Raw genomic sequence first — 23,218 nt, forward strand, 5'->3', positions numbered from 1 at the left:
CAAGCGTTAGCGGCAGCTCACGCCACCGCGATCGATTTCCCGCCCGAGCAGAGCGCCCGCGCCGCCGCCGATCAGCGTCGTCAGCAGGCTGGAACCGCCCCGATCGAGCTGGTTGCCGAGCAGCCCACCCAGCGCCGCGCCGACGATCAGGCCAGTGGTGCCGTCCGAGCGGCGGCAATAATAGCGGTCGTCATAGCCACGATAGATACGCGTGTTGCGCGTCACGCGGATCGGCTCATAGCCGCTCCGATAATAGCGATCGGGACGATAACGGGTGCCATAGCGGCGATCCGGGCGATTCCAGTCATAGTTGTAGACGGTCTTGCCGGGGCGCTTCCAACCGTTGTGGCGGCCGTTATCGTGACGGCGGTCGTTCCGCCAGTCGCGCCGGGCGTCGCGCCGATCCTCGCGATAGTCGCGGCGGGCGTCGCGGACATCCCTGCGCCGGTCATTGCGCGCGTCCCGCTGTTCCCGCGCAAAATCCTTCGCGTCGATCCGCACATCGCGGCCTTGTGCCAAAGCAGGGGTCGCAGCAACGCCAGTCAACGTCATCGCACCCAGCGAAAAAGCGGCAATGGCGCGCTTGATCGAGAAATTCATGTGATGCTCCTTGCCATATTTATCAGGCTATGGAGCTAAACTCATGGTTTACCCTGATGTTGCATGAACCGGCCAAAACTGCGCGTTCAGCGGATAGAAACTTTGATGGGCTGTTCACGAAGGTTGAAATTAACGCATAACTGCTCACTCTACGCCCTCAATGCCAAAGCAGTCAAAAATGATGATCCTCTTCAGGCGTCCATCAATGTGGAATATTTTTTTTAAATTTAATGTTTACAGTTGCTCCGCTCTTCTCTGCATACTTTGTCAGATAGCGTGATAGGTTAGGGATCGTACGCCCAACAGCATTCCGATCTACTTTAAACGGAATAGTCCTTCCCAAATCGAAGAAGAAAACTCGACCATGCCTCGAGTTAACATTTAGGGCGGCAACAGAAACGTCTTGGAAGCTTTCACCCTCTTCCGGGACCTCCTTCTTCAAATAATCTTTTGTTTCCTCAGAAAAATCGACCAATATATTTCGGCCCGTTTTTATCGAAATCTTTTGATGGGGATGACCAATCCAAGAATGCCCGCGTAAAAGAGATGGAGAAACCGCTTCGGTTAGCGCATCAATATCACCTGAGCGATAGAGATGACCCGCGACTTCTACATCGCCCTCGTCGCCTGAGCCCGTGGCCCTTTTCCAAACTACTTTTAAAACATCATAAACCGCATTGCCTGCGGCTCCCATAGCTAGTGCGCCACCAACGGCCAAAATAGCCGTCAAGCTACCGGGACGAGTATCTTGGAAAAAGAACCGCAATCGGTCGTCGTAAGGCGTTCTCTGCCGCACTTGTTCTGTTACTACGAAGTGAGCGATCAATGTAGCGGCATGAGCAAGGCCGGCGAGTGATTCTAAACCTTCATTCGCTTCTATGTGATGATGTTCTGCTTCAAGACCGGTGAAAGTGATTTCTAATGACATATTACCCCCTTTGAAGGGTTTATCATCAGACCAACGCCGCTCAAGATTTATTTATGTTAATGCTCTGTGTCCCGTGGAGGGTATGGATCAGAACGTCCAATCGTGTCTTTGCTCCGAATTTGTCCGTTCAAGCCCTTTATCTTTAATTCCCCGCCGCCAGAGTTTTCTAAATTTGCCTTGCCCGCTGCGGCAGCAGAGGCTTGGGTTTTATGCAAACTGGCGGGGCGGCTGGCACCGTCCCTTTTATTGGCCCATTGTCCATCTTCCCTCTTGAAGACTGTCCGGTCATTTTTCGCCAAAACTGTTCTCCTAAAAAAGGGGGGCGTTACTCCGCAGCGATCCCCGCAGCCTTGAACATATCCGGATCGCTTGGCTCATCCACATTGGCGGCACTGCCAGCCTTGAGCGTCTTGCGCCGATCGAAGGCGTCCCACACCTCGTTCCACTGGCCGCGCGTCGCGCCCTTCGAATATTCCGTCGCGCGGGTTTCGAAGAAGTTGGCGTGCTCTACCCCGTTCAGCAGCGGTGTCAGCCACGGCAGGGGGTGTTCGTCGATCATATAGATGGGCTTGAGGCCCAGCTGCCCCAGGCGCCAGTCTGCGATGTAGCGGACATATTTCTTGATGTCCTTGGGCGTCATGCCGGGCACGGGGCCCATTTCGAAGACGAGGTCGATGAACGCGTCCTCGATCCGCACCGTCTTCTGGCACATGTCCATGATGTCGTCCTTGACGGACGGGGTCAGGCAGTCGCGCTCCTTCACGAAGGCGTGGAACAGCTTGATGATGCCTTCGCAGTGCAGCGTTTCGTCGCGCACCGACCAGGTGACGATCTGGCCCATGCCCTTCATCTTGTTGAAGCGCGGGAAGTTCATCAGCATCGCGAAGGACGCGAAGAGCTGGAGCCCTTCGGTAAAGCCGCCGAACATCGCCAGCGTCTTGGCGATATCCTCGTCCGTGTCGACGCCGAACTGGCTCAGATAGTCATGCTTATCCTTCATCTCCTTATATTGCATGAAGGCCGAATATTCGGTTTCGGGCATGCCGATCGTGTCGAGCAGATGGCTGTAGGCGGCGATGTGGACCGTTTCCATGTTGCTGAACGCGGTCAGCATCATCTTCACTTCGGTCGGCTTGAACACACGGCCATATTTTTCGTGGTAGCAATCCTGCACTTCCACGTCCGCCTGGGTGAAGAAGCGGAAGATTTGCGTGAGCAGATTGCGCTCATGGTCCGACAGCTTCTGCGCCCAGTCGCGGCAATCCTCGCCCAGGGGCACTTCTTCGGGAAGCCAGTGCAGCTGCTGCTGGCGCTTCCAGAACTCATAGGCCCAGGGATATTCGAAAGGCTTGTAGACCTTGCTGGCTTGAAGAAGGGGCATCGGGTCGGCTCCGCGAATTAATGGATGTGCGCAACCTGTGCGGGCGCGGGACGTTTGGTCCCCGTCATCCCCGGCACAGGAGCAATATGATGGTTGATCTTACCAGCATCAAGGAACATGCTGAGGTTATCGGCGCTGATGGCGTCCATGTCGGCACTGTCGATCACGTCGAGGGCGATCGTATCAAGCTGATCAAGGCGGATAGCGGCCAGGGAAGTCACTCCGGGCATCATCATTATATCAGTCAGGGACTGATCGCCGGGGTTGATGAGGATGGCACTGTGCGGCTCTCTGCGACCGGTGCCAACGCCGTTCTCTTTGAAGAAGAACAAGACGAGGGGTGACGGCTCCGGGGGCGATTGTGTGGGCGCGGCCGGTGTCGCCACCGCCGCGCCCATCCCCCCCATTAGCTCATTGGCACGCCAGGCATTCGTCATAGTCTGTGCTTTCCCCAGCCAGCTCGAATTTCGGTGCGTCGATCGTGTTGTCGGCTTCCACCCCGCCCGCGAAGCCCGCGCGCTGCACCGACTTTGACCGCAGATAGTAAAGCGACTTGATGCCCAGTTCCCAGGCGCGGAAGTGGAGCATCATCAGGTCCCACTTTTCCACGTCCGCCGGGATAAACAGGTTCAGCGACTGCGCCTGATCGATGAAGGGCGTACGATCCGCCGCGAGTTCGAGCAACCAGCGCTGGTCGATTTCGAAGCTGGTCTTGAACGTGTCCTTTTCTTCCTGGCTGAGGAAATCGAGATGCTGGACCGAGCCGCCGCGTTCGAGGATCGAGTTCCAGACATTGGTCGAATCCTTCGCCTTGTCGCGCAGGATCTTTTCCAGATAGGGGTTTTTCACCACGAAGCTGCCGGACAGCGTCTTGTGCGTGTAGATGTTCGCCGGGATCGGCTCGATACAGGCCGAAGTGCCGCCGCAGATGATGCTGATGGACGCGGTGGGCGCGATCGCCATCTTGCAGGAAAAGCGCTCCATGACGCCCATGTCGGCAGCATCCGGGCACGGGCCACGTTCGACCGCCAGCTGCATCGAGGCGTCGTTCACCTTCTCGCTGATATGCTTGAAGATGCGCAGGTTCCAGCTCTTGGCCATGGCCCCTTCGAAAGGAAGGCCCCGGGCCTGGAGGAAGGAGTGATACCCCATCACCCCCAGGCCCACTGACCGTTCACGCGCCGCCGAATATTTCGCCCGCGCCATTTCGTCCGGCGCACGGTCGATATAATCCTGCAGCACATTGTCGAGGAAGCGCATGACATCCTCGACAAAGACGGGGTCCTTGTTCCATTCGTCCCAGGTTTCCAGGTTCAGGGACGAAAGGCAGCAGACCGCCGTCCGGTCATTGCCGAGATGGTCGCGACCCGTCGGCAGTGTGATTTCTGAACAGAGATTCGACGTCGAAACTTTAAGGCCGAGATCGCGATGATGCTTGGGCATCATGTTGTTCACGGTGTCGGAGAAGACGATATAGGGCTCGCCCGTCGCAAGCCTGGTTTCCACCAGCTTCTGGAACAGGCTGCGCGCATCGACCGAACCACGGACGGAGCCGTCCTTGGGCGATTTCAGCTGGAACTCAGCTCCGTTGCGCACCGCCTCCATGAACTCGTCGGTCAACAGCACGCCATGGTGCAGGTTGAGCGCCTTGCGGTTGAAGTCGCCGCTCGGCTTGCGGATTTCCAGGAACTCCTCGATCTCCGGATGGGAGATGTCGAGATAGCAGGCGGCCGAACCGCGGCGCAGGCTGCCCTGGCTGATCGCGAGGGTGAGGCTGTCCATCACCCGGACGAACGGGATGATGCCGCTGGTCTTGCCGTTGAGACCCACCGGCTCGCCGATGCCGCGCACGCTGCCCCAATAGGTGCCGATGCCGCCGCCGCGCGAGGCGAGCCACACATTCTCGTTCCAGGTGTTGACGATGCCTTCCAGGCTGTCATCGACGCTGTTGAGATAGCAGCTGATCGGCAGGCCGCGTCCAGTGCCGCCATTGGACAGCACAGGCGTCGCAGGCATGAACCACAGGCGCGAGATATAGTCATAGACGCGCTGGGCATGCGCCTGGTCGTCGGCATAGGCCGCCGCGACGCGAGCGAACAGATCCTGATAGGATTCGCCGGGCAGCAGATAGCGGTCCTTCAGCGTGTCCTTCCCGAACTCCGTCAGCAACGCGTCGCGGCTGTCGTCGGTCACGACATCGAACCGGCGCGCCTGGATGGACGAAGAGGAAGGCGCAGCCACCTTGGCCGGCGCAGCCTTCTTCTTTTCCGCCACCGTTTCCATAACTTCGTCGATTACCGTCGCCACGTCGCTTGCACCTGTTTGTTCGCTGTCACGAAAATCCATTCGAGCCCCCGAATGTTCCTGTTTCGTTCGATTCGGTCAAGCTTCTTGTCGAGAGCTTGCCCTGCCAGCAGGGGGCCAACCAACGAGGGACCGCATGAGGCAAAACGCCTCTCGCCTGGAAAATGGTCCAGCCGGAGCAATCACAATCTGTTGGGTAACCCCCGTTAACCCGATACAAGGGATAGTGCCACAGCTTCCTATGCTTGCAAGAGGGTAAATGACGATTGGAGGGCTGCGCGCGGCGGTTCACATGGCAAACATATGACAATGGACCGATCCTGCATCGCAGCGACGCGCGGACTTCCGGCCATCTCGCAAAAGGCAAGGGAAACAATTTGAGAACGAAAATAATTTTGGCCGATCATCGAATTTGCCGGGATCAGGTCAGCACCCTTGTCCCGTTTCGCTAAGGATGGTGGTTCATCCACAACTTATCCACAAGCTGATGTGGATTAACCGTGAATGGGCCAACGCCGAAAAAGCGTGATAAAAGCCGCAATTCCCCACGGACGATGCAGCGCAGAGGCAAAGCCGATGATTCTCTACTATCACCCCCTTTCCTCCTATTGCTGGAAGGTACTGATCGCCCTTTACGAGCAGGGCATCCCGTTCGATCGCCGGATGATGGAGGAGCCGGGCGTCGTCGAAGCATGGCTCGCCCTCTGGCCGCTCGGCAAGTTCCCGGTATTGCGCGACGAGGCCCGCGACCAGACGGTGGCGGAAGCGAGCATCATCATCGAATATCTGGGGCAGCACTGCTCCGGCTCCTTCCGTCCGATCCCAGCCGATGCCGAGGAAGCATTAGAGGTGCGGATGATGGACCGGCTGTTCGACAATTATGTGATGACCCCGATGCAAAGGATCGTTGCCGACCGGCTGCGGCCGGAAGAAGCGCGCGACCCGCATGGCGTTGGCGAGGCGCGCATTCTGCTGGGCAAGGCCTATGCGCTGCTGGAAGAGCGGATCGGCGCGCGATATTGGGCCGCGGGTGACGCCTTCACGCTGGCCGACTGCGCTGCTGCCCCTGCCCTTTTCTACGCCGACAAGGTGGAGCCGATGCGCGGCGGTTTCCCGGTGCTGGCTGCTTATCTCGATCGGCTGGAGGCGCGGCCGAGCTTTACCCGGGTGCTCGAGGAGAAAGAGCCCTGGTGGCACATGTTCCCCTACGCGCAAGAGGCCGCTGACCGGGAGCGATAGGCGGGCCGCCCCATCTCTGCGACCAAGCCGGGGAGCCTTCGCGCTCGCCGGGCGCTTCTTTGATCCGACCCGGCAGAAAGGCGCGACAAATGGACGACCAGCGTGTGTGGCAGTTTGAGGAACGGCTCTGGACTGGCGACGCCAGCGATTATGAGCAGTGCATCGATGATGAAAGCCTGATGGTCGTGCCCGCGCCGCCGTTCATCTACAAGGGCTGCGACGCCGCGCAGGCGATGGCGCAGACGCCGCGCTGGGACAGCGTGGAGCTCACCGAACGGCAGGTGATGCGCCCGCAGGAGGGACTAATCGTGATCGCCTACATGGCCAAGGCGCATCGGGGCGAGGGTGAGGATTATGAAGCCCATTGCACATCGACCTATCGGCGGCTGGCGCATGAGGAGTGGCGCGTCATCCAGCACCAGCAGACCCCACCGCTGATCGCCAGCTAGGCGCCCAATTCGGCCTACCCTTCCTCTGGACAGCGTCCGCCAAAACCCTATAGCCGGGCGCAAATCGCTATAATGGCCAGAGGACCAGGGTAGATGACCGTCATCAAGACCGCCGATCTGATCGAGAGCGTCGCCGACGCGCTCCAGTTCATTAGTTACTATCACCCGATGGATTACATCCGCGCGCTCGGCAAAGCCTATGAGGCCGAAGCCAACCCTGCGGCGAAGGACGCCATTGCCCAGATCCTGACCAACAGCCGCATGTGCGCCGAAGGGCATCGCCCCATCTGCCAGGATACCGGCATCGTCAACGTCTTCATCAAATGGGGCATGGACTGCCGCCTGGACGACAATAGCCGCTCGATGCAGGATGTCGTCGACGAAGGCGTGCGCCGCGCTTACCTCAACCCCGAAAATCGCCTGCGCGCCTCGATCCTGCGCGACCCGGCCTTCTCGCGCCAGAATACGAAGGACAACACGCCCTGCGTGCTGAACGTCGAAATGGTGCCGGGCAACAAGGTGACGGTGGATGTCGCGGCCAAGGGTGGTGGCTCGGAAAACAAGACCAAATTCAAGATGATGAACCCAAGCGACTCGATCGTCGATTGGGTGCTGGAGATGATCCCGCAGATGGGCGCTGGCTGGTGCCCGCCGGGCATGCTCGGCATCGGCATCGGCGGCACGGCGGAAAAGGCTGTGGCGCTTGCCAAGGAATCGCTGATGGAGCCCATCGACATGGGCGAGCTCAAGGCGCGCGGGCCGCAAAACGACATCGAACGCCTGCGCATCGAGATTTTCGACAAGGTCAATGCGCTCGGCATCGGTGCCCAGGGCCTGGGCGGTCTTTCGACCATCCTCGACGTCAAGATCTACGACTATCCCTGCCATGCGGCGGGCAAGCCGGTCGCGATGATCCCCAACTGCGCAGCGACCCGCCACGCACACTTCACGCTCGACGGCTCCGGCCCCGCCTATCTGGAAGCACCCAAGCTTTCCGAATGGCCGCAGGTCGATTGGAAGCCAAGCAAGGAAGCGATCCGCGTCGATCTCGACACGCTGACGCCGGAAGTCGTGCAGAGCTGGAAGCATGGCGACCGCCTGCTGCTGAACGGCAAGATGCTCACCGGCCGCGACGCCGCGCATAAGCGTATCCAGGACATGCTGGCCAAGGGCGAGCAGCTGCCGGTCGATTTCAAGGGCCGCGTCATCTATTATGTCGGCCCGGTCGATCCGGTGCGTGACGAGGTGGTCGGCCCGGCTGGCCCTACCACCGCGACCCGCATGGACAAGTTCATGGACATGATGCTGGAACAGGGCCTCGCCGCCTGCGTCGGCAAGGCCGAGCGCGGCCCGGCCGCAACGGACAGCATCGCCAGGCACAAGAGCGCCTATCTGATGGCGGTTGGCGGCGCGGCTTATCTCGTCGCCCGCGCGATCAAGGGCGCGAAGGTCGTCGGCTTCGAAGATCTCGGCATGGAAGCGATCTACGAATTCGAGGTGCAGGACATGCCTGTGACGGTGGCCGTCGATAGCGAAGGCCAGAATGTCCATCGCCTCGCGCCGCTCGTCTGGCAGGAAAAGATCCGTAAGGAAGGCTTGCTGGAACAGGCCTGATCCCAGTCCCGCGATAAGGAAGAACAGCGACCGCGCCAGACCCGGCGCTGTTCTTCCTCCCGCCGCTTCCACCCACATTGGACAGCGCGAAGCACCTTACCCCCGTTCGCCCTGAGCCTGTCGAAGGGCCTCAGCGTCCTGCCGCCATGCCTTCTCCCAAGCCCCCGCCGTTGACGCAGCGCTGCTCCCCTCATAACGTCGCCGCGCCAAGCTGACGCCGCGCTCGGAGACGCATTCCCGTGGAAGATAACGCCAACCTCTATCCGCCCGGCTATCGCTATGCCCGGCGCGACATGCTGGCGACCGTGCGCAAGCTGTCCGTCATCGACGACCGTCGCAACGCGGTGCTGCTGTTCCTGCAATGGGCTGTCGCGATCGCCGCCGGCGCCGTCGCAATCCATCTCGACAGCATACCCGTCTATATAGTGGCGGGCTTCATCATCGGATCACGCATCCAATGCCTGGCGGTGATGATGCATGATGCCTGCCACTCGATGCTGTTCAGCAACCGCCGCATCAATGACTTTATAGGGGACATTTTCGTCGCCTATCCGCTTGGCTTCAGCATTCACCTGTACCGCGCGAACCACATGCATCACCATCGCTACACGAACACGATGCGCGACCGCGACTATCGGGTGCAGCAACGCGATCCCGATCAGCATTTCCCGAAACGGCCCCTCGCCATGCTGTGGCTGCTGGTGCGCAGCGTGACCGGCCTCAATTTCTATCGCATGGCCCGCGACAGCCGCATCTGGGCCCCCTTCGCCAATTTCCATAATCCGGGGCGCTTCGACTACAACTTTCCCCTCGCCTTGCGCATCCGCTACGTCGTCTGGGCCGTGCTTTTCTATGGCCTGATCCTGATGTCGCCCTGGCGCTGGCAGATATTGGGCCTTCTCCTGATCCCGCAATTCATCTGGGCCAATGTCTTCAACCGGATCAGGGCGATCGCGGAGCATAATGGCGTTGCGAACGAACGAGAACTGAACGGCACGCGGACGATCATCCCGACACTGCTCGACCGGTTCCTGATCGCGCCGCTCAATGTCAGCTACCATCTGGAACATCATCTGTTTCCATCCGTCCCCTGGCAGAATCTGCGCCGGTTGCACGCGCATCTGATGACCGACCCCAATTTCGCCGCCCACGCCCATATCACGCGCAGCTATTGGGGCGTGATGCGGGAGTTGATGCCGCCTTCTACCAAGGATGCGGGCGAACCGCAGGCCACGGCCAGCGCCAATCCGCAGGGCTGAACGGCGCGGCGCGGTACAAGGGCATCTGTGGCCCGGCCACTACAGCATGCGCAAAATCCATCCTATTTCCGCTGCACCGATCAATAATCGCCTGTCCTATTTCGGCAGGGATGCGTATCCCGTCGCTCTACGCGACGTGCCTCGCATCCGCACACGCGCGCTGGGGCACGCGCGCGCATACAGTGTGAACTTCGGGGCAAGAATGGCTGTTTTCCGCCGTTCTTCATCATGACAGCGCCGGGCAAGGCGCTATAGGACCAGCATGATAACTTCGCCCATCTGGCTCCCCGCCACCTTGCTCGCAGGCGCCACCCAGGCCTGGCGCACGGCGGTGCAGCGGCGCGTCAGCAAGAGCCTGTCGGTCAATGCCGCCGGGCTGGTCCGCTATCTTTACGGCTTGCCCTTCGCCCTGCTGCTGCTTGGTGGATATCATTGGGCCTTCTCGACGGCCCTGCCCTCGCCCGATGCCAAATTCCTGCTCTTCTGCGCTGCGGGCGGCCTCGCGCAGATCATCGCCACCAACCTGCTCATCATGGCCTTTGCCCACCGCAACTTCGTCGTCGGCACCGCTTATTCCAAGACGGAGGCGGTGCAGGGCGCGATCCTATCCTTCCTGCTGATGGGGGAGCGGCTTCATCCCCTTGCCTGGACGGGGATCGGTTGCGGCGTCGCTGGCGTGATGCTGCTGTCCGGGGGCGGCAAACGCATGGGGCCAGCCGATTTCCTGAGGGCGCTCGGTCAGCCCGCGGCGCTCACCGGCATCGCTTCGGGCTTCTTCTTCGCGCTGACGGCCATTGGCATCCGCCGCGCCACGCAGGAAGTGGGCGGCAGCGACCCGATCCTCGCCGCGCTCATCGTTCTGGTGGTGACGGTGGCGCTCCAGACTTTGATGCAGGGCGGCTATCTGCTGCTGCGCGAACCGGACGAGATGCGCAAGCTCTGGGGAAGCTGGCGCATTTCCGGCCAAGTCGGCCTGCTCTCTGCCATGGGGTCAGCCTGCTGGTTTACCGGCTTTGCCACAGCGCCGGTCGCGCTCGTCCGCATCGTTGGTCAGGTGGAAATCGCGTTCACGCTCGGCTTCGGCCATTTCTACCTTGGCGAGCGGATGACGCGCAGCGAGGTTCTGGGGCTGCTGTTGGTTGTCAGTGGCGTCGTGCTTGCGCTGGCCGGTTCGCTCTGGTGAACGTTGCGAGGCGCGCGAAACTGAATCATGCACGCAAACAAAAAGGGCGGCCCCAATGGGACCGCCCTTCTGTGTTTCAGATCCGAAAAGGATTAGAAACGGAAACCGATGCCGACGACGGCGGCATCACGGCTGCCTTCGTTCTCATATTCGGTGCGCTGATATTCAGCCGAGATGTAGGCGTTGCCGTTGAATGCATATTCCAGACCGCCACCGAAGCGAACGCCTTCGAGCGAAGCGCCGTTGTTGGTGTTCGAACCTTCGAAACGGGTGTTGGCGTAGCCAACCTTGCCGAACAGCAGAACCTGCGGGTTCAGGATGTAGCCCAGACGAACCGAAGCGGCCAGATCACGGCTGACTTCCGCGCCAACGACATCGGCGTCAGCCGTGCTGTCGCCCAGGGTCACTTCCGGACCGAAGGTGATCGAGGGGGTCAGGGCCACGTCGTAGCCAGCGCTCACGCCATAGCTCACGCCGTCCTTGAAGTCTTCGACGCTGTCATAGCCAACAGTCACGCCAGCGCGGGGGCCGGTGAAGGGAGCAGCGTCCTGCGCGAAAGCGGGAGCCGAGAAAGCGGCAGCAGCAGCGGCTGCGAAAATCACAGTCTTCATAAAGTCCTCATGCAATAAGAAGTGCGTTACTCAGGAAGTGAGCCACACTCTTGATAAGAACAGGCATGGTATCGAAGCATTTCAGCCCCAGGCGCCGCTATGAAGTGACCCCTTTTACGCCATCCCTGCTTGCCCCGATCTTGCGTCGTGAGCTGAAGCGCATATGGTGATCTTTGATCAATGTTGCAATATCGATATGAAGATTGTTGATTAATGATGCTATTTCGCAACAGTCATTCGTCTTCATCTTCCACATTCGACACGCATGCCGTCCGTGCCTGCCAGCCCCGGACGATGATCGTCCCTATCCACGGCGAATATGGCCAGAAGATGAACCGGCCAATCATTTCGGATACGTTCTGACCAAAGGCCGGCTTTTTGACGCGACTGATGCAAAAGGGTAACAGCATCTCATGGACAGCAGCCCCGCCTCCCCCAGCATGACGGCGCCGCTGGTGCTGCGCCACCGCTGGCAGGTTCGGCTGTGGCACTGGCTGAATGCCGGACTGCTCTACATTCTCTTCACCAGTGGCCTTGGCATCTTCAACGCCCATCCACGCCTCTATTGGGGCCATTATGGCGCCAATTTCGACAAGCCATGGCTGGAGCTGGAGCGCTTTGGCGGGTGGATCACCCTGCCTGCCCATTATGATCTCGCGATGTCCCGCCACTGGCACTTGGCGGCGGCTCCTCTCTTCGCCTTTGCCCTGCTCGCCTATATGCTCTGGGCGTGGTTCAGCCGTCATATCGGCCGCGACCTCGCCTTTCGCAGTGGTGAGCTGGCGCCGCGCCATGTGTGGCAGGACATCGCCGATCACGCCCGGCTGCGCTTTCCCACGGGCCAAGCCGCGCTGCGCTACAATGTCCTGCAAAAGGCGAGCTATGTCCTGGTCATCTTCATCGCGCTGCCACTGCTGATCTTCACCGGCCTCACCCTGTCGCCGGGCATGAATGCCGCCTGGCCGTGGCTGGTTGATCTGTTCGGCGGCAGGCAGTCGGCGCGCTCGATCCATTTCATCGCCGCCTTCCTGCTGGCGGCTTTCTTTCTGGTGCACCTTTGCATGGTGCTGCTTGCCGGTCCTGCGAACGAGTTGCGCTCCATCGTCACCGGCCGCTACCGCTTGCCAGAGGCGCGGCCGTGAGCCTTGTCCTGAACCGCCGCACATTATTGCTCGGCGCCGCTGCCACGCTTTCGGGATGCGATCGCTTGGCCCGCAACGAACAGGCGCGAGAGCTGTTGTTCTCGGCGGAGAATTTTCACAAATGGGCGCAGCGCAGCCTGATGGCGCGCGACGCGATGGCGCGGGAGTTCAGGCCCGACCAGATCTCGCCCTTCTTCCGGCCCAACGGCACTGCCAATCCGAACACACCGGAATATCGCGCGCTGTGGCGGTCGGGCTTTGCCGATTGGCGGCTCAAGCTTTCGGGTCTGGTTGGCCGCCCGCTCTCGCTCTCGCTCGCCCAATTGCACAGCCTGCCCCATCGTGAACAGATCACCCGCCACGATTGCGTCGAGGGATGGAGCGCCATCGGCAAATGGCGGGGCGTGCCGCTCAGCCTCGTCCTCGACGCCGCGCGGATGAGCGACAAGGCGCGCTATCTCGTCTTCAAATGCGCGGATTTGATGGGCGACGGGCGGCCCTATTATGAAAGCATCGACATGGTCGACGCCTTTCATCCCCAGACCATCCTGGCCTTCGCGCTCAATGATGAGCCGCTGCGCGTGGCCAATGGCGCGCCCTTGCGCCTGCGTGTCGAGCGGCAATTGGGCTACAAACATGCCAAATATCTGATGGAGATAGAGGCGGTCGACACGTTGTCCGGGATCGGCGGCGGCAAGGGCGGCTATTGGGAGGACCGCGCCAATTATGATTGGTATGCAGGCATTTGACGGCGACGTAATGACCTGACAGGTTGCCGCCCCATGAAACTGTTCGATCGCGTCATCAAGCGGCTGGTCACACGGGGACAGCTGACCATCATCTATCATGACGGCACGAAAGTGACCGCAGGCACCCCCGATCCATCTTTCCCTTCGCTGGCCCTCAAATTCCGGGACGCACGTGTCCCCTTCGACATCATCAAGGACCCGCGCCTCGGCATGGCGGAAGCCTATATCGACGGCCGCGTCGCGATCGAGGGCGGCGGCATCATGGAACTGGTCTCGCTCATCCGCGCCAACAACAGCTGGGAAAGCGGCAAGTCGATCAGCGCCAAGGGGCGGCTGAAACGCGGCATCAAGTCGATCCGCCAAACGCTCTGGCGCGCCAACCACCGCGCGCGGTCAAAGGCCAATGTCGCCCATCATTATGACCTGTCAGGCGCGCTATATGCGTTGTTCCTCGATCGTGACCGCCAATATAGCTGCGCCTATTTCCCGGATGCGGACAATGAGGCCGGCATCAGCCTGGAGCAGGCGCAGGAAGACAAGAAGGCGCATATCGCCGCGAAGCTGCACCTGAAGCCAGGCATGAAGGTGCTGGACATAGGCTGCGGCTGGGGCGGCATGGCGCTTTATCTGCACCGCACCTGCGGCGTGGACGTTACCGGCATCACCCTCTCGGAAGAACAGCTGAAGGTCGCGCGGCAACGGGCCGAGGAGGCAGGCGTCGCCGATCATGTCCGCTTCGAACTGATCGACTATCGCGATGTAGAGGGTCCGTTCGATCGCATCGTGTCGGTCGGCATGTTCGAACATGTCGGCACCGCCCATTACCGCACCTTCTTCGACAAGTGCCGGCAGTTGCTGAAGCCCGACGGCGTGATGCTGGTGCACACGATCGGGCGCGTGGACGGGCCGGGCATCACCGACGCCTTCACCCAGAAATATATCTTTCCCGGCGGCTATATCCCGGCGTTGTCCGAAATGATTCAGGGCAGCGAGGGCACGCGGCTGATGGTCACGGACGTCGAAGTGCTGCGGCTCCATTACGGCCTCACAATCCGCCAATGGTATGCCCGGGCGATGGCACGGCGGGCTGACATCATCGCTCTCTATGACGAGCGTTTCTTCCGCCTGTGGACCTTTTATCTCGCGGGCGCGGCGACCGTGTTCGAACATGGCGGCATGGTGAATTACCAGGTCCAATATGCGCGTGATCGCCGCGCGCTGCCGATCACACGCGATTACATGACCGCAGCAGAAGACGAACTGCGCGGCAAATAGCCTCCCTTAATGATGGCTGACAGTGCCGTTCCCGGACGGTTCAGTGAAGCTTGTGCATCCTCTCTCCCCTAGGCCCCGTCCAACGCTCTGCGTCCGGGGATGCATGTTGAGGAGAGAGGATATGAATATCTTCGTGAAGGGCGCGGCCGCGCTCGGGCTGGCCGTCACGGCCCTCGGCGCGACGGCGATGCCAGCCCAGGCGCAATATCGCGGCGGCTATTATGGCTATGGCGACCGCGAGTGGCGGGGCGACCGTGACTGGGACCGGCGCTGGGATAATCGCCGCTGGCGCGATGGCGACCGGCGCTACTGGCGGGACGGCAGGCGGCATCATTATCGCTACCGCCAACGCTGCTGGACCGAATGGCGCTATGACTATTATCGCGATCGCGACGTGCGGGTGCGCATCTGCCGCTGACGCATAACTGTCTGGCTTAGGGACAGAAACACTTCCGCAACCCGATCCCTGATTGAAGCGGGGATCAGGTTGCGGCATCCTTGGCGGCATGAGCGATCCCATGCCCGTCATTCAGAGCCTGCTGTCCGGGCTCCCCATCTTCCTGCTGCACCTTGCCTGCGCGACGCTGGCGTGGCTCGCGGCACTGGCGCTTTATATGTGGATCACGCCGCACGATGAATTCGCCCTGATTCGCGCCGGGAACGAGGCTGCGGCGATCTCGCTCGGCGGCGCGGCGATCGGCCTTGCCGTTCCGCTGGCCCTGTGCCTTGCCGGATCGGTCAACGTCTGGGACATCATCATCTGGGGCAGCGTCACGCTTGTGCTGCAACTGATCGCCTTCCGCTTCGTCGATTTCCTGCTCGGCTCCCTTTCCGCCCGGATTGAGGCGAATGAGCGATCCGCCGCCACCTTCCTGGCGATGATGAAGGTTGCGATCGCCTGCCTGACGGCCGCGGCCGTGGCGGGCTGAATATGGCGCGGCGGAGCATAGGATGCCTGCCGCTGATGCTGGGCGGCATATTGGCGCTCGCCTGGATCGGCGAGGTGACGCAGCCCACGCCCTTGCAAGTCGAAACCTTCGACCCGCGCTCCCCGCGCCGTCCGATGCCGCAATGGAGCGACGAGGCTTTCGTGATCGAAGACCGCCCGGGCGCGCCATCGGACAGCATGGGCACAGCCTTCGCCGTGGACCGCGACGGTGCCTGGCTGACGGCGGAGCATGTCACCCACGACTGCGCCCGCATCGGGCTGGAGGAAGGCGGCGTCGCGCGAGCCGTGTCCCGCGTGGTAGAAAGCCGGGAGGCGGACGCCGCCCTCGTGCGTGACGGCCTGCCCAGCGATCATGCCTTGCCCTTGTCGGGCCGGGTTCCCGCGCCTGGCTCAGTCGGCTTCCATATGGGCTTTCCCGCAGGACGCGCCGCGCTCGTCGTCTCCGAACTGATCGGCGCGGCGAGCGCCCGGCGTGGGCGGACGGAGGAAACCCAGCCGGTTCTCGCCTGGGCGGAAGTCGCTCGCCTGCCCGAAAGCGACGACACTTTGTCCGGCATCAGCGGCGGCCCCGTCTTTGCCGAAGATGGTCATGTGGTCGGCGTCAACAGCGCGGCGACCGACCGGCGGGGGCGCATCCTGACCACTGCGCCGGATGCGATGATCCGGCTGGTTCAGGCCAGCCGCGCCGTCAACGATCAACCCGTGGCCTATCCCTTCGCCGGGCTTGCCGATGCGGAAGTTCGCTTCGCCTCCTGGCTGGAGCAGGGCGTGATCCGCCGCATCTTCTGCGATGTGGACGATGCGCCCCGGTTGACGGCGGCGCAGCCGAAAGGCTAGGCGGCGCGAAACGAAGGATTTGAAACAGCCATGAGCGACACGCCTCCCGACCGCCTCTCGACCAATCCGCGCAGCCCTCATTTCGACATGGACGTGCTGCAACGGGGGATCGGCATCCGCTTCAAGGACCGCGTCCGCAACGATGTCGAGGAATATTGCATTTCCGAAGGGTGGATCCGTGTCGCCGCCGGCAAGACCAAGGACCGCCACGGCCAGCCGCTGACCATCAAGCTGTCAGGCCCGGTGGAAGCCTGGTTCGAGCGTGCAGCCGAAGGCGGCGAAGAGCCGTCGCAGCCCGAGTGAATAAATTATTCGGGCCGAGCCTGTCGAATGGCTCGGCCCGAATGGCATTTGTCTTTAGCGCAGCCGCGCATCCCGCTTCACATCGGCGATGATGTCCCGCAGCGATCGTCCCGACGGCATGGCGTCCGCAAACTGCACCGCCCGCATGTCGATCTCCAGCTTCGGCTCACGCGCCACCCTGCGCAAGGACCGGCCCAGGCTCGCAAGACGCGCCGGCGCCTCTTCGCCATCCACCTTGACCGCTGCCTTCGACAGCTTCCCCATATCAGCGTCCACCTTGGCGAAGCGCACGCTGGTGCCGAGCGCCGGATCGGCCTCGAATGCGCGCAGCTGCGCCTTGTCGGGATAGATGAAGCCGAAAGTCGGGTTGGTCCGCGCACCCATCTGCCCGGTCGGACTGTGCCAGACACGGACCTGGCTCCAATCGCCCGCTTCGGATACGTCGAGCGCCAGCACATCTTCCTCGATCGCGCCGGGCACCGACCAGTTGGCGTGCCGGATCAGCACGCGCCGGTCGTCCAGCACCTTGCTCACCACTGCGACATGACCAAGCACCATCGGGCCATAGGGGCGGAAGGCCATGACGGCGCCGCGCCGAGGCACATGGCCGCGCGCATAGCGGCTCTCCGCCTGATCCCACCAGGTCAGCGCGTCGCCCCGGATATTCACGCCGGACACGATCCGCGCATAGGGTACGCACTGCAAAGCCGTTGCGCCCCATAGCGGGGTCGCGGCCAGCGAAGCCAGCACCAATGCTGCTCCGCGAAGATATCGAAACATTTTTGCGACCTCAAAATATTGAGAATCGCCCCACCGCCGGTCAAACTAGCCAGCGGCGCTTAGAAAATAGTTAATGTCTTAGAAAGCAGCGCCAGCGGCGGCTGCGGCCGGGCTCACGCGGTCGGCCATGGCGATCTGGACCGGCGCGGCTTCACGGGCATGGCTGGGATAGATGAAGCCCTTGGCGGCGTTCGAGCGGAGGCCCAGGCCGCCGATCGGGCCGTACCATACGCGCACATCGGTCCAGTCATTGTTGGGCGACACGTCGATCGCGCGCACGTTGCGCTCGATGCCACCGCGATAGGACCAGTTGGCGTGGGTCAGCAGCACTTCGCGATCGCTGACCACCTTGCTCACCATGGCAACATGGCCCACGGGCATGGAGCGGCTGGCGGAAAAGGCCAGCACGGCGCCTTCGCGCGGCTCATGGCCACGGTCATAGCGGCCCTCGGCCTGTCCCCACCAGGTGTTGGCATTGCCGTAGATTTCGATGCCGGAAACTTGCCGCGCGTAGGGCGCGCACTGGAGAACGCCGGCAGCGGCAGGGGTTACGATCAAGGCGCCGAGCGCAAGCATGGCAGTCGCGATAAATGCGCGAAAAGCACCGATCATGTGTGAAACGACCCCCGACTTGTTGTGCGTTATCAACCCCGTGGCGCCCTTAGGGCAGAGCAAGGATGAATTGAGAAGCGTCGAGCGGTGAGTTGTTGTGGGCGCGCGTTATTCTGCGGAACGAAAAACACGGCCCGAAGTTACGGTTAACCGTGTCGCGGACCTCAAGTCGTTGAAAAGGCTATCTTCCGTCCCCGTCATCCAGACCTGACCCCCGGTTTCCGTTAACCTGTCGAACAACGCGGCGCGCCGCGACGGGTCGAGATGAGCCGCCACCTCATCAAGCAGCAGCACGGGCGGTTGCCCCCGATGTGCCGCGACCAGGGCGGCATGCGCAAGCAGGATGGACAGCAACAGCGCCTTCTGCTCTCCCGTCGAACAGAGCGCAGCCGCCTGCCCCTTGGCCGCATGTATCACCGCGAGATCCTGCCGATGCGGCCCGGACAGGGTGCGCCCAGCCGCCGCATCCCGCCGCCGCTCGCGCGCGAGCCGCTGGGCAAGCGCCGCGCCGCCCCCGTCCTCACCCTCGATCGCCAGCAATGGACGGGCGAAGGGCTCGTCAGCCTGCCCCTCCAGCTCACCGCCAAGCCGCGCGACCAGGTCGGCGCGGGCCGCCGAAAGCTGCTCGCCATGTTCCTCCATCTGCGTTTCCAGCGCCGCCAGCCAGGATGGATCGGCACGCGGCAGGTCTGACAGCAGCCGGTTGCGCGCCCGCATCGCCGCCTCGTAGCGCGCGCTATGGACGGCATGCTCGGGATGCAGCGCGAGCGTCAGCCGGTCGAGAAAGCGCCGCCGCCCGCCGGGGCTGTCCATGAACAGCCGATCCATCGCGGGCGTCAGCCAGACGATCGCCAGATGATCGGCAAGGGCGTTCGCCGAAGAGGAAACGCCACCGACCCGCACTTGCCGCCGGTCCGGCGCTTGCGGGGAGGTGCCGGTGCCCAGCACCACCCCGTCCACCTCCGCCGCGATGCCGAAGCTGCCTGCCCCGCCCTGCCGCGCCATGTCGCGCAGAGCCGCGCCGCGCAGGCCGCGTCCAGGCGCCAGCATCGACACCGCCTCCAATATGTTGGTCTTGCCCGCGCCATTCTCCCCCGTCAGCACGATGAAGGCATGATCAGGAAGGATCAGCGCATCCGCATGGTTGCGGAAATCGCTCAAGGTCAGGCGGCCGATCATCGCCCCGCTCTAGAGCATCGCGCGTGAAAGAGGGAACCGGTTTTGCGCAAAAAGCAACGACGCGACAAAGGCGGAGTATCAGCAGCGCTTGCGGGTCACCGCCGCCCCGTCATTGATGATGGTCAGTTCGCGGCCACTGGCTGACGGACGTAGTTCTAGCCTCTTGGTCCAACTGTCGCCCTCGCCGGTAAAAGCGGCATCGACCCGCAGCTTGCCGCCGGTGCCGGTGACGACCCCCTTCACCGTGCCGACGCTTTCGTGAAAGATCAGGCTGTCAGGCGTGACCTTCAATTCCAGCTCGGCCGACCGGTCGCCGCAGCGATCGTTAAGGCCGGTCCAGCTGCCCTGCAAGGCGGCAGGAATGGCACCGGCAGGCGTCGAAGAAGCCGACTTTCCCGCTCTGTCCGGCGACGCGGCGTTGACGGGCGGCGAAGCCTCCGCCTCATTGCCCGCTGTCAGCGCTTCATCCTGTGCGGGCGTTTCGTTGCTGACATCATAGCTTGCCTGCTCGTCGACGATGTCGGTCGACATGCGGGGCGTATCCCCGCCCTTGTCGTCACAGGCGGAAAGCAGCAGCAAAGGCATGGCGAAAAGCAGGCGCATCCGTAATGAACCGGCTGGGCGCAGATGGGTTCCGCTACAGGCTTGCCAGCCGCCCGGAGAGGGGCCATCACCTTTGGCACAGCCGCCAAAGGATGGAGTGAAGGTGATGATGAAGCGCATGATGATCGCCATGGGTCTGGCCGCCAGCGTGCTTGGATCGACCGGTGCCATGGCGGCGCTGTCCGCCGGTGCCAAGGCGCCCGATTTCACCACGCGCGGCGCGCTTGCGGGAAAGACCTTCACCCTCACCTTGTCGCACCAGCTGAAGCGCGGGCCGGTCGTCCTCTATTTCTTCCCCAAGGCTTTTACTCCCGGCTGCTCGGCCGAAGCGCGCGAGTTCGCGACGCATATCGATGATTTCAAGAAGGCGGGCGCGACCGTGATCGGCATGTCGGCCGATCCGGTGGACGATCTTGTCGCCTTTTCGACCAAGGAGTGCGCCGGCAAGTTCGCAGTCGCCTCGGCCGGTCCCGACATCATCTCCGGCTATGACGTAGCTCTCAAGATGCGGCCGGGGATTACCGACCGCACCTCCTATGTCATCGCGCCCAACGGCCGGGTCGTATTCGTCCATAGCGAGATGAACTATAGCGGCCATGTGAAAAGCACGCTGGCCGCGGTGCAATCGATGAAGGCGAAATAAGGCGTCCGCCGCAGCCATCACCGTTCGGCCTGAGCTTTGTTGAAGAGCGCCTGTCTTGAGCGCCTTTCTGCTCTTCAAGAGAAAAAGAAGAGACTTCGACAAGCTCAAACCGAACGGGAAGACTGGTCAGCGATGGCGCTTTATTTGCTGCCCTTCACATAACGCCCGAACCATTCCAGCGTAGCGGCCCAGGCTTCCTTCGCCGCCGCCTCATTATAGCTTGGCCGGTAATCGGCCATGAAGCCATGATCAGCCTCCGGATAGACGGTAATCTCGTCCGGCGGCGACTTGCCCGCCGCCTTTAACGCGGTTCGCATCGCTTCGACATCGGCGACGGGAATGCCCTTGTCCAACGCGCCATATTGTCCCAGCACCGGGGCTCTCAACGCCGCCGCCTGCTCGACCACGCTCAGCGGCTGCAACGCCGTCTTGTCGCTCACCAGCCTGCCATAGAAGGCGACACCCGCGTCCAGTTGCGCGCTATGTGCGGCGTAGAGCCACACGACACGACCGCCCCAGCAAAAGCCCGTAATGCCGCGCCGCCCCGCGTCGCCGCCATGCTTGCCCGCCCAGGCATAGGCCGCGTCGATATCGGACATCACCTGCGCATCGGGAGCCTTCGACACGATGCTGCCGATCAGCTGCTTGATATCGGCGATCTTGGTGGCATCGCCATGGCGCGCGAACAGATCGGGCGCGATCGCATAATAGCCTTGGCCCGCGAAGCGACGGCACATGTCGCGAATCCATTCATGCACGCCGAAAATCTCGTGCACGACGACGATGACCGGAGCGTTCTTCGCCTTTTCCGGCCGCGCCACATAGGCTGGCATGGAAAAGCCGTCACTCGCCGGGATGGACACTGTTTCCTGGGTCAATCCTTCGCCCGATGTCTGAACGGCGCTGCTCGACACCGGGCGGCAGGCGGCGGCGAAACCGGCGGCAAAGGCTCCGGTCATCAGCAGCTTGCGCCGGTCCAGCCCCGTGCAGTCGATCCAGCTGCGGTCTTCGGGCAGGCGATCCGTCACCCGCTGTGGTTCATCGTCATGGCTCATGGCGCGTCCTCTCCGCTTCCCCCGCGCCGCAGACTATCGGCTCAGCGGCCGGGCGCAAGCGGGTCAGGCAAGGAAGTCACCGCTCGCGATGCGCTCCAGCCCCGTCACATCGCGGGCAAAAACATAGGTCCATGCATCGGTCAGCCCGGCGGCGCTGCGCACCTTTATCCGTTCACGCCGGAATTCATGGGGCTGAGGAAAATGCGCCGTGCATTCCTCATGCTCATCAAGCACCGAAAGCATGGCCTCCGCATTCGGCAACCGGAACAGCTCACCTGTGACAATTCCGTCAGGCCCGGGGACAAAACCGGGATAATAATCCACCCGGTAGAGCACGCCGCTCGCAAGGGCAGCGCACTCGAAACGCGCCACGGATGCAAGCCATCGGGCCATTTCTCCATCAAATCCGGGACGGAGAGATCCGTACACAAAGAGCAGTGCCTGGCTCATTGCCAAGAACTGCTAGCAATAAAAAAGCCGCCCTGGCAATAGCCGGGCGGCCTTTTTGAAATTCCTCAAGACGAGGAATGAATAAGAGCGATCAATCGCTCAAGCGTAAAGTACCGAGTAGAAGGTCAGCATCTGCGCACCGACCGCAACCATCAGCGCAACGCCCTGCAAAGTGTGCCGCATGTTTCGTTTCCTGCAATTTTTGTTTTGTGCCCTGTTTGGACAAGCGCGCATATGATGGAAGACGCCCTTTGCCTCAATCGCAAAGGGCGCGTTCGCAGTTGCAGCAAACGCAACGGTCGCTGTTACTTCAATGCAACAAGCATCGCCTGAGCGGCGGCGGGCGCACGAACTTTGGCCCCGCTGATGAAGAAGACGAAGACGTCTCCCTTATCCGCCATGCCTTTCGCACTTTTTTTCCAGCCCTCGATATCCGAAGGGGGATAGCCGGTGGCCTCCTCTCCTCGCGATCGCATCAGGCGAAGGTAGGAAAACCCCACATCACGGCCCTTGATCGCGGGATATTCATCATGGTCGGCAAGTACGACCGCCGCCCCCGCATCATGGGCCAGTTGCAGAAAAGCGGGATCATCGAAGCTTTCGTGCCGCACCTCCAGGGCGTGGCGCAGCGGCACGCCGCCTATGCTGTCGGGCAGCAGTTTCAGGAACCCGCCAAAATCTTCAGCGTCGAACGTCTTGGTCGGCATGAACTGCCAGAGGATCGGCCCCAGCCTGTCGCCCAGTTCGGCAATGCCCTGCCCCACGAACTTGGCGATGGATTCCCCGGCTTCCGCCAACACGCGGCGGTTGGTGCAGAAGCGTGAAGCCTTCACCGCGAACTGAAACCCATCGGGCACCGCCTTCGCCCAGTTCGCGAAGGTGGCGGGCTTTTGCTTACCATAATAGGTGGCGTTGATCTCGGTCGCGGTCAGATGCTGGCCGACATAGGCCAGTTCGTCCTTCTGGCGCAGGCCCTCGGGATAAAAGGTGCCGCGCCATGGCTCGAACGTCCATCCGCCTATGCCTACCCTGATCCGTCCCGCCGCCATGGCCGTCTCCTTCCACGCCCATCC

At 61.9% G+C, this 23,218-nt stretch carries 27 protein-coding genes; 14 read left to right on the forward strand and 13 right to left on the reverse strand.

Annotated elements, in window-relative coordinates:
* Positions 1 to 6: 6 nt before the first annotated feature.
* The 4 genes from MU848_RS01420 to MU848_RS01430 form a co-directional block, all read right to left on the reverse strand.
* A complete protein-coding gene (locus MU848_RS01420) occupies positions 7 to 600 on the reverse strand; it encodes a glycine zipper 2TM domain-containing protein (protein WP_247229745.1) in 594 nt (197 codons plus the stop codon).
* 202 nt (positions 601 to 802) lie between these two features.
* Complete coding sequence (locus tag MU848_RS01425; RefSeq protein ID WP_247229747.1) at positions 803 to 1,528, reverse strand: DUF7946 domain-containing protein; 726 nt, start codon at positions 1,526 to 1,528, stop codon at positions 803 to 805.
* Between the two features lie 56 nt (positions 1,529 to 1,584).
* Entirely contained in the window at positions 1,585 to 1,827 is a 243-nt protein-coding gene (locus MU848_RS19105) for a DUF2188 domain-containing protein (protein ID WP_380799981.1), read from the reverse strand.
* Between the two features lie 26 nt (positions 1,828 to 1,853).
* A complete protein-coding gene (locus tag MU848_RS01430) occupies positions 1,854 to 2,909 on the reverse strand; it encodes a ribonucleotide-diphosphate reductase subunit beta (protein ID WP_097092407.1) in 1,056 nt (351 codons plus the stop codon).
* Positions 2,910 to 2,998: 89 nt separating this feature from the next.
* Here MU848_RS01430 and MU848_RS01435 point away from each other — a divergent pair, with 89 nt between their 5' ends.
* The gene (locus MU848_RS01435; RefSeq protein ID WP_097092910.1) at positions 2,999 to 3,253 is read left to right on the forward strand and encodes a DUF2171 domain-containing protein; all 255 of its coding nucleotides are present in this window, start codon (positions 2,999 to 3,001) and stop codon (positions 3,251 to 3,253) included.
* A 67-nt stretch (positions 3,254 to 3,320) separates the two neighbouring features.
* Here MU848_RS01435 and MU848_RS01440 read toward each other — a convergent pair whose 3' ends face one another.
* On the reverse strand, positions 3,321 to 5,255 hold the full coding sequence (locus tag MU848_RS01440) for a ribonucleoside-diphosphate reductase subunit alpha (RefSeq protein WP_247229749.1): 1,935 nt from the start codon (positions 5,253 to 5,255) through the stop codon (positions 3,321 to 3,323).
* 534 nt (positions 5,256 to 5,789) lie between these two features.
* Between MU848_RS01440 and MU848_RS01445 the strand changes: the two genes are divergently transcribed.
* The 5 genes from MU848_RS01445 (at position 5,790) to MU848_RS01465 (ending at position 10,957) form a co-directional block, all read left to right on the forward strand.
* Positions 5,790 to 6,452, forward strand: a complete 663-nt coding sequence (locus tag MU848_RS01445; RefSeq protein ID WP_247229751.1) for a glutathione S-transferase family protein — start codon at positions 5,790 to 5,792, stop codon at positions 6,450 to 6,452.
* Positions 6,453 to 6,541: 89 nt separating this feature from the next.
* On the forward strand, positions 6,542 to 6,901 hold the full coding sequence (locus MU848_RS01450) for a DUF4440 domain-containing protein (protein ID WP_247229753.1): 360 nt from the start codon (positions 6,542 to 6,544) through the stop codon (positions 6,899 to 6,901).
* A gap of 93 nt (positions 6,902 to 6,994) precedes the next feature.
* Positions 6,995 to 8,515, forward strand: coding sequence for a fumarate hydratase (locus tag MU848_RS01455; RefSeq protein WP_201515677.1), 1,521 nt, complete (start codon positions 6,995 to 6,997; stop codon positions 8,513 to 8,515).
* 239 nt (positions 8,516 to 8,754) lie between these two features.
* Positions 8,755 to 9,774 carry a fatty acid desaturase family protein gene (locus tag MU848_RS01460; protein WP_247229755.1) on the forward strand — a complete coding sequence of 340 codons (1,020 nt, stop codon included), beginning with the start codon at positions 8,755 to 8,757 and terminating at the stop codon, positions 9,772 to 9,774.
* 262 nt (positions 9,775 to 10,036) lie between these two features.
* Positions 10,037 to 10,957, forward strand: a complete 921-nt coding sequence (locus MU848_RS01465; RefSeq protein WP_247229757.1) for an EamA family transporter — start codon at positions 10,037 to 10,039, stop codon at positions 10,955 to 10,957.
* Between the two features lie 92 nt (positions 10,958 to 11,049).
* On the opposite strand, the gene MU848_RS01470 is transcribed toward MU848_RS01465, so the two are convergent.
* Positions 11,050 to 11,568 carry an outer membrane protein gene (locus tag MU848_RS01470; protein WP_201515680.1) on the reverse strand — a complete coding sequence of 173 codons (519 nt, stop codon included), beginning with the start codon at positions 11,566 to 11,568 and terminating at the stop codon, positions 11,050 to 11,052.
* Positions 11,569 to 11,981: 413 nt separating this feature from the next.
* Here MU848_RS01470 and MU848_RS01475 point away from each other — a divergent pair, with 413 nt between their 5' ends.
* The 7 genes from MU848_RS01475 (at position 11,982) to MU848_RS01505 (ending at position 16,823) form a co-directional block, all read left to right on the forward strand.
* On the forward strand, positions 11,982 to 12,710 hold the full coding sequence (locus tag MU848_RS01475; protein WP_247229759.1) for a cytochrome b/b6 domain-containing protein: 729 nt from the start codon (positions 11,982 to 11,984) through the stop codon (positions 12,708 to 12,710).
* On the forward strand, positions 12,707 to 13,459 hold the full coding sequence (locus MU848_RS01480) for a molybdopterin-dependent oxidoreductase (RefSeq protein WP_247229761.1): 753 nt from the start codon (positions 12,707 to 12,709) through the stop codon (positions 13,457 to 13,459). The genes MU848_RS01475 and MU848_RS01480 overlap by 4 nt, the downstream gene beginning before the upstream one ends.
* 33 nt (positions 13,460 to 13,492) lie before the next feature.
* Positions 13,493 to 14,734: an SAM-dependent methyltransferase gene (locus MU848_RS01485; RefSeq protein ID WP_247229763.1), complete on the forward strand. Its 1,242-nt coding sequence runs from the start codon at positions 13,493 to 13,495 to the stop codon at positions 14,732 to 14,734.
* A gap of 121 nt (positions 14,735 to 14,855) precedes the next feature.
* On the forward strand, positions 14,856 to 15,152 hold the full coding sequence (locus MU848_RS01490) for a hypothetical protein (protein WP_097092417.1): 297 nt from the start codon (positions 14,856 to 14,858) through the stop codon (positions 15,150 to 15,152).
* A gap of 88 nt (positions 15,153 to 15,240) precedes the next feature.
* Positions 15,241 to 15,663 (forward strand): DUF350 domain-containing protein, encoded by a 423-nt coding sequence (locus tag MU848_RS01495; RefSeq protein WP_097092418.1) that lies wholly within the window; start codon positions 15,241 to 15,243, stop codon positions 15,661 to 15,663.
* A 2-nt stretch (positions 15,664 to 15,665) separates the two neighbouring features.
* Positions 15,666 to 16,520: a S1 family peptidase gene (locus tag MU848_RS01500; RefSeq protein WP_201515684.1), complete on the forward strand. Its 855-nt coding sequence runs from the start codon at positions 15,666 to 15,668 to the stop codon at positions 16,518 to 16,520.
* Between the two features lie 30 nt (positions 16,521 to 16,550).
* Positions 16,551 to 16,823 (forward strand): DUF3297 family protein, encoded by a 273-nt coding sequence (locus tag MU848_RS01505; RefSeq protein WP_097092420.1) that lies wholly within the window; start codon positions 16,551 to 16,553, stop codon positions 16,821 to 16,823.
* A gap of 54 nt (positions 16,824 to 16,877) precedes the next feature.
* Here MU848_RS01505 and MU848_RS01510 read toward each other — a convergent pair whose 3' ends face one another.
* From MU848_RS01510 to MU848_RS01525, 4 genes are all read right to left on the reverse strand, one after another.
* Positions 16,878 to 17,603 carry a CHAP domain-containing protein gene (locus MU848_RS01510; protein WP_247229765.1) on the reverse strand — a complete coding sequence of 242 codons (726 nt, stop codon included), beginning with the start codon at positions 17,601 to 17,603 and terminating at the stop codon, positions 16,878 to 16,880.
* Positions 17,604 to 17,681: 78 nt separating this feature from the next.
* Positions 17,682 to 18,215, reverse strand: a complete 534-nt coding sequence (locus tag MU848_RS01515) for a CHAP domain-containing protein (RefSeq protein ID WP_201515687.1) — start codon at positions 18,213 to 18,215, stop codon at positions 17,682 to 17,684.
* Between the two features lie 108 nt (positions 18,216 to 18,323).
* Positions 18,324 to 19,394 carry a DNA replication/repair protein RecF gene (recF, locus tag MU848_RS01520; protein ID WP_247229767.1) on the reverse strand — a complete coding sequence of 357 codons (1,071 nt, stop codon included), beginning with the start codon at positions 19,392 to 19,394 and terminating at the stop codon, positions 18,324 to 18,326.
* A gap of 78 nt (positions 19,395 to 19,472) precedes the next feature.
* Complete coding sequence (locus MU848_RS01525) at positions 19,473 to 20,129, reverse strand: hypothetical protein (RefSeq protein WP_315862403.1); 657 nt, start codon at positions 20,127 to 20,129, stop codon at positions 19,473 to 19,475.
* Between MU848_RS01525 and MU848_RS01530 the strand changes: the two genes are divergently transcribed.
* Positions 20,107 to 20,640: a peroxiredoxin gene (locus tag MU848_RS01530; RefSeq protein ID WP_380800082.1), complete on the forward strand. Its 534-nt coding sequence runs from the start codon at positions 20,107 to 20,109 to the stop codon at positions 20,638 to 20,640. The two genes, MU848_RS01525 and MU848_RS01530, sit on opposite strands and share 23 nt — an antisense overlap.
* Before the next feature lie 140 nt (positions 20,641 to 20,780).
* On the opposite strand, the gene MU848_RS01535 is transcribed toward MU848_RS01530, so the two are convergent.
* From MU848_RS01535 to MU848_RS01545, 3 genes are all read right to left on the reverse strand, one after another.
* Positions 20,781 to 21,695 (reverse strand): dienelactone hydrolase family protein, encoded by a 915-nt coding sequence (locus tag MU848_RS01535; protein WP_247229771.1) that lies wholly within the window; start codon positions 21,693 to 21,695, stop codon positions 20,781 to 20,783.
* A gap of 63 nt (positions 21,696 to 21,758) precedes the next feature.
* Positions 21,759 to 22,145 carry a gamma-glutamylcyclotransferase family protein gene (locus tag MU848_RS01540; RefSeq protein ID WP_247229773.1) on the reverse strand — a complete coding sequence of 129 codons (387 nt, stop codon included), beginning with the start codon at positions 22,143 to 22,145 and terminating at the stop codon, positions 21,759 to 21,761.
* A gap of 305 nt (positions 22,146 to 22,450) precedes the next feature.
* Positions 22,451 to 23,194, reverse strand: coding sequence for a DUF72 domain-containing protein (locus tag MU848_RS01545; protein WP_247229774.1), 744 nt, complete (start codon positions 23,192 to 23,194; stop codon positions 22,451 to 22,453).
* Positions 23,195 to 23,218 lie beyond the last annotated feature (24 nt).

It is taken from the genome of Sphingobium agri, from assembly GCF_023051225.1.
Lineage (GTDB): Bacteria > Pseudomonadota > Alphaproteobacteria > Sphingomonadales > Sphingomonadaceae > Sphingobium > Sphingobium agri.

What these genes read in the sequence shown, in the direction of transcription:
- MU848_RS01420 (WP_247229745.1), bottom strand. Translation starts at nt 600, where the DNA reads ATGAATTTCTCGATCAAGCGCGCCATTGCCGCTTTTTCGCTGGGTGCG.
- MU848_RS01425 (WP_247229747.1), bottom strand. Translation starts at nt 1,528, where the DNA reads ATGTCATTAGAAATCACTTTCACCGGTCTTGAAGCAGAACATCATCAC.
- MU848_RS01430 (WP_097092407.1), bottom strand. Translation starts at nt 2,909, where the DNA reads ATGCCCCTTCTTCAAGCCAGCAAGGTCTACAAGCCTTTCGAATATCCC.
- MU848_RS01435 (WP_097092910.1), top strand. Translation starts at nt 2,999, where the DNA reads ATGGTTGATCTTACCAGCATCAAGGAACATGCTGAGGTTATCGGCGCT.
- MU848_RS01440 (WP_247229749.1), bottom strand. Translation starts at nt 5,255, where the DNA reads ATGGATTTTCGTGACAGCGAACAAACAGGTGCAAGCGACGTGGCGACG.
- MU848_RS01445 (WP_247229751.1), top strand. Translation starts at nt 5,790, where the DNA reads ATGATTCTCTACTATCACCCCCTTTCCTCCTATTGCTGGAAGGTACTG.
- MU848_RS01450 (WP_247229753.1), top strand. Translation starts at nt 6,542, where the DNA reads ATGGACGACCAGCGTGTGTGGCAGTTTGAGGAACGGCTCTGGACTGGC.
- MU848_RS01455 (WP_201515677.1), top strand. Translation starts at nt 6,995, where the DNA reads ATGACCGTCATCAAGACCGCCGATCTGATCGAGAGCGTCGCCGACGCG.
- MU848_RS01465 (WP_247229757.1), top strand. Translation starts at nt 10,037, where the DNA reads ATGATAACTTCGCCCATCTGGCTCCCCGCCACCTTGCTCGCAGGCGCC.
- MU848_RS01470 (WP_201515680.1), bottom strand. Translation starts at nt 11,568, where the DNA reads ATGAAGACTGTGATTTTCGCAGCCGCTGCTGCTGCCGCTTTCTCGGCT.
- MU848_RS01475 (WP_247229759.1), top strand. Translation starts at nt 11,982, where the DNA reads ATGGACAGCAGCCCCGCCTCCCCCAGCATGACGGCGCCGCTGGTGCTG.
- MU848_RS01485 (WP_247229763.1), top strand. Translation starts at nt 13,493, where the DNA reads ATGAAACTGTTCGATCGCGTCATCAAGCGGCTGGTCACACGGGGACAG.
- MU848_RS01490 (WP_097092417.1), top strand. Translation starts at nt 14,856, where the DNA reads ATGAATATCTTCGTGAAGGGCGCGGCCGCGCTCGGGCTGGCCGTCACG.
- MU848_RS01495 (WP_097092418.1), top strand. Translation starts at nt 15,241, where the DNA reads ATGAGCGATCCCATGCCCGTCATTCAGAGCCTGCTGTCCGGGCTCCCC.
- MU848_RS01500 (WP_201515684.1), top strand. Translation starts at nt 15,666, where the DNA reads ATGGCGCGGCGGAGCATAGGATGCCTGCCGCTGATGCTGGGCGGCATA.
- MU848_RS01505 (WP_097092420.1), top strand. Translation starts at nt 16,551, where the DNA reads ATGAGCGACACGCCTCCCGACCGCCTCTCGACCAATCCGCGCAGCCCT.
- MU848_RS01510 (WP_247229765.1), bottom strand. Translation starts at nt 17,603, where the DNA reads ATGTTTCGATATCTTCGCGGAGCAGCATTGGTGCTGGCTTCGCTGGCC.
- MU848_RS01515 (WP_201515687.1), bottom strand. Translation starts at nt 18,215, where the DNA reads ATGATCGGTGCTTTTCGCGCATTTATCGCGACTGCCATGCTTGCGCTC.
- recF (WP_247229767.1), bottom strand. Translation starts at nt 19,394, where the DNA reads ATGATCGGCCGCCTGACCTTGAGCGATTTCCGCAACCATGCGGATGCG.
- MU848_RS01530 (WP_380800082.1), top strand. Translation starts at nt 20,107, where the DNA reads ATGAAGCGCATGATGATCGCCATGGGTCTGGCCGCCAGCGTGCTTGGA.
- MU848_RS01525 (WP_315862403.1), bottom strand. Translation starts at nt 20,129, where the DNA reads ATGGCGATCATCATGCGCTTCATCATCACCTTCACTCCATCCTTTGGC.
- MU848_RS01535 (WP_247229771.1), bottom strand. Translation starts at nt 21,695, where the DNA reads ATGAGCCATGACGATGAACCACAGCGGGTGACGGATCGCCTGCCCGAA.
- MU848_RS01540 (WP_247229773.1), bottom strand. Translation starts at nt 22,145, where the DNA reads ATGAGCCAGGCACTGCTCTTTGTGTACGGATCTCTCCGTCCCGGATTT.
- MU848_RS01545 (WP_247229774.1), bottom strand. Translation starts at nt 23,194, where the DNA reads ATGGCGGCGGGACGGATCAGGGTAGGCATAGGCGGATGGACGTTCGAG.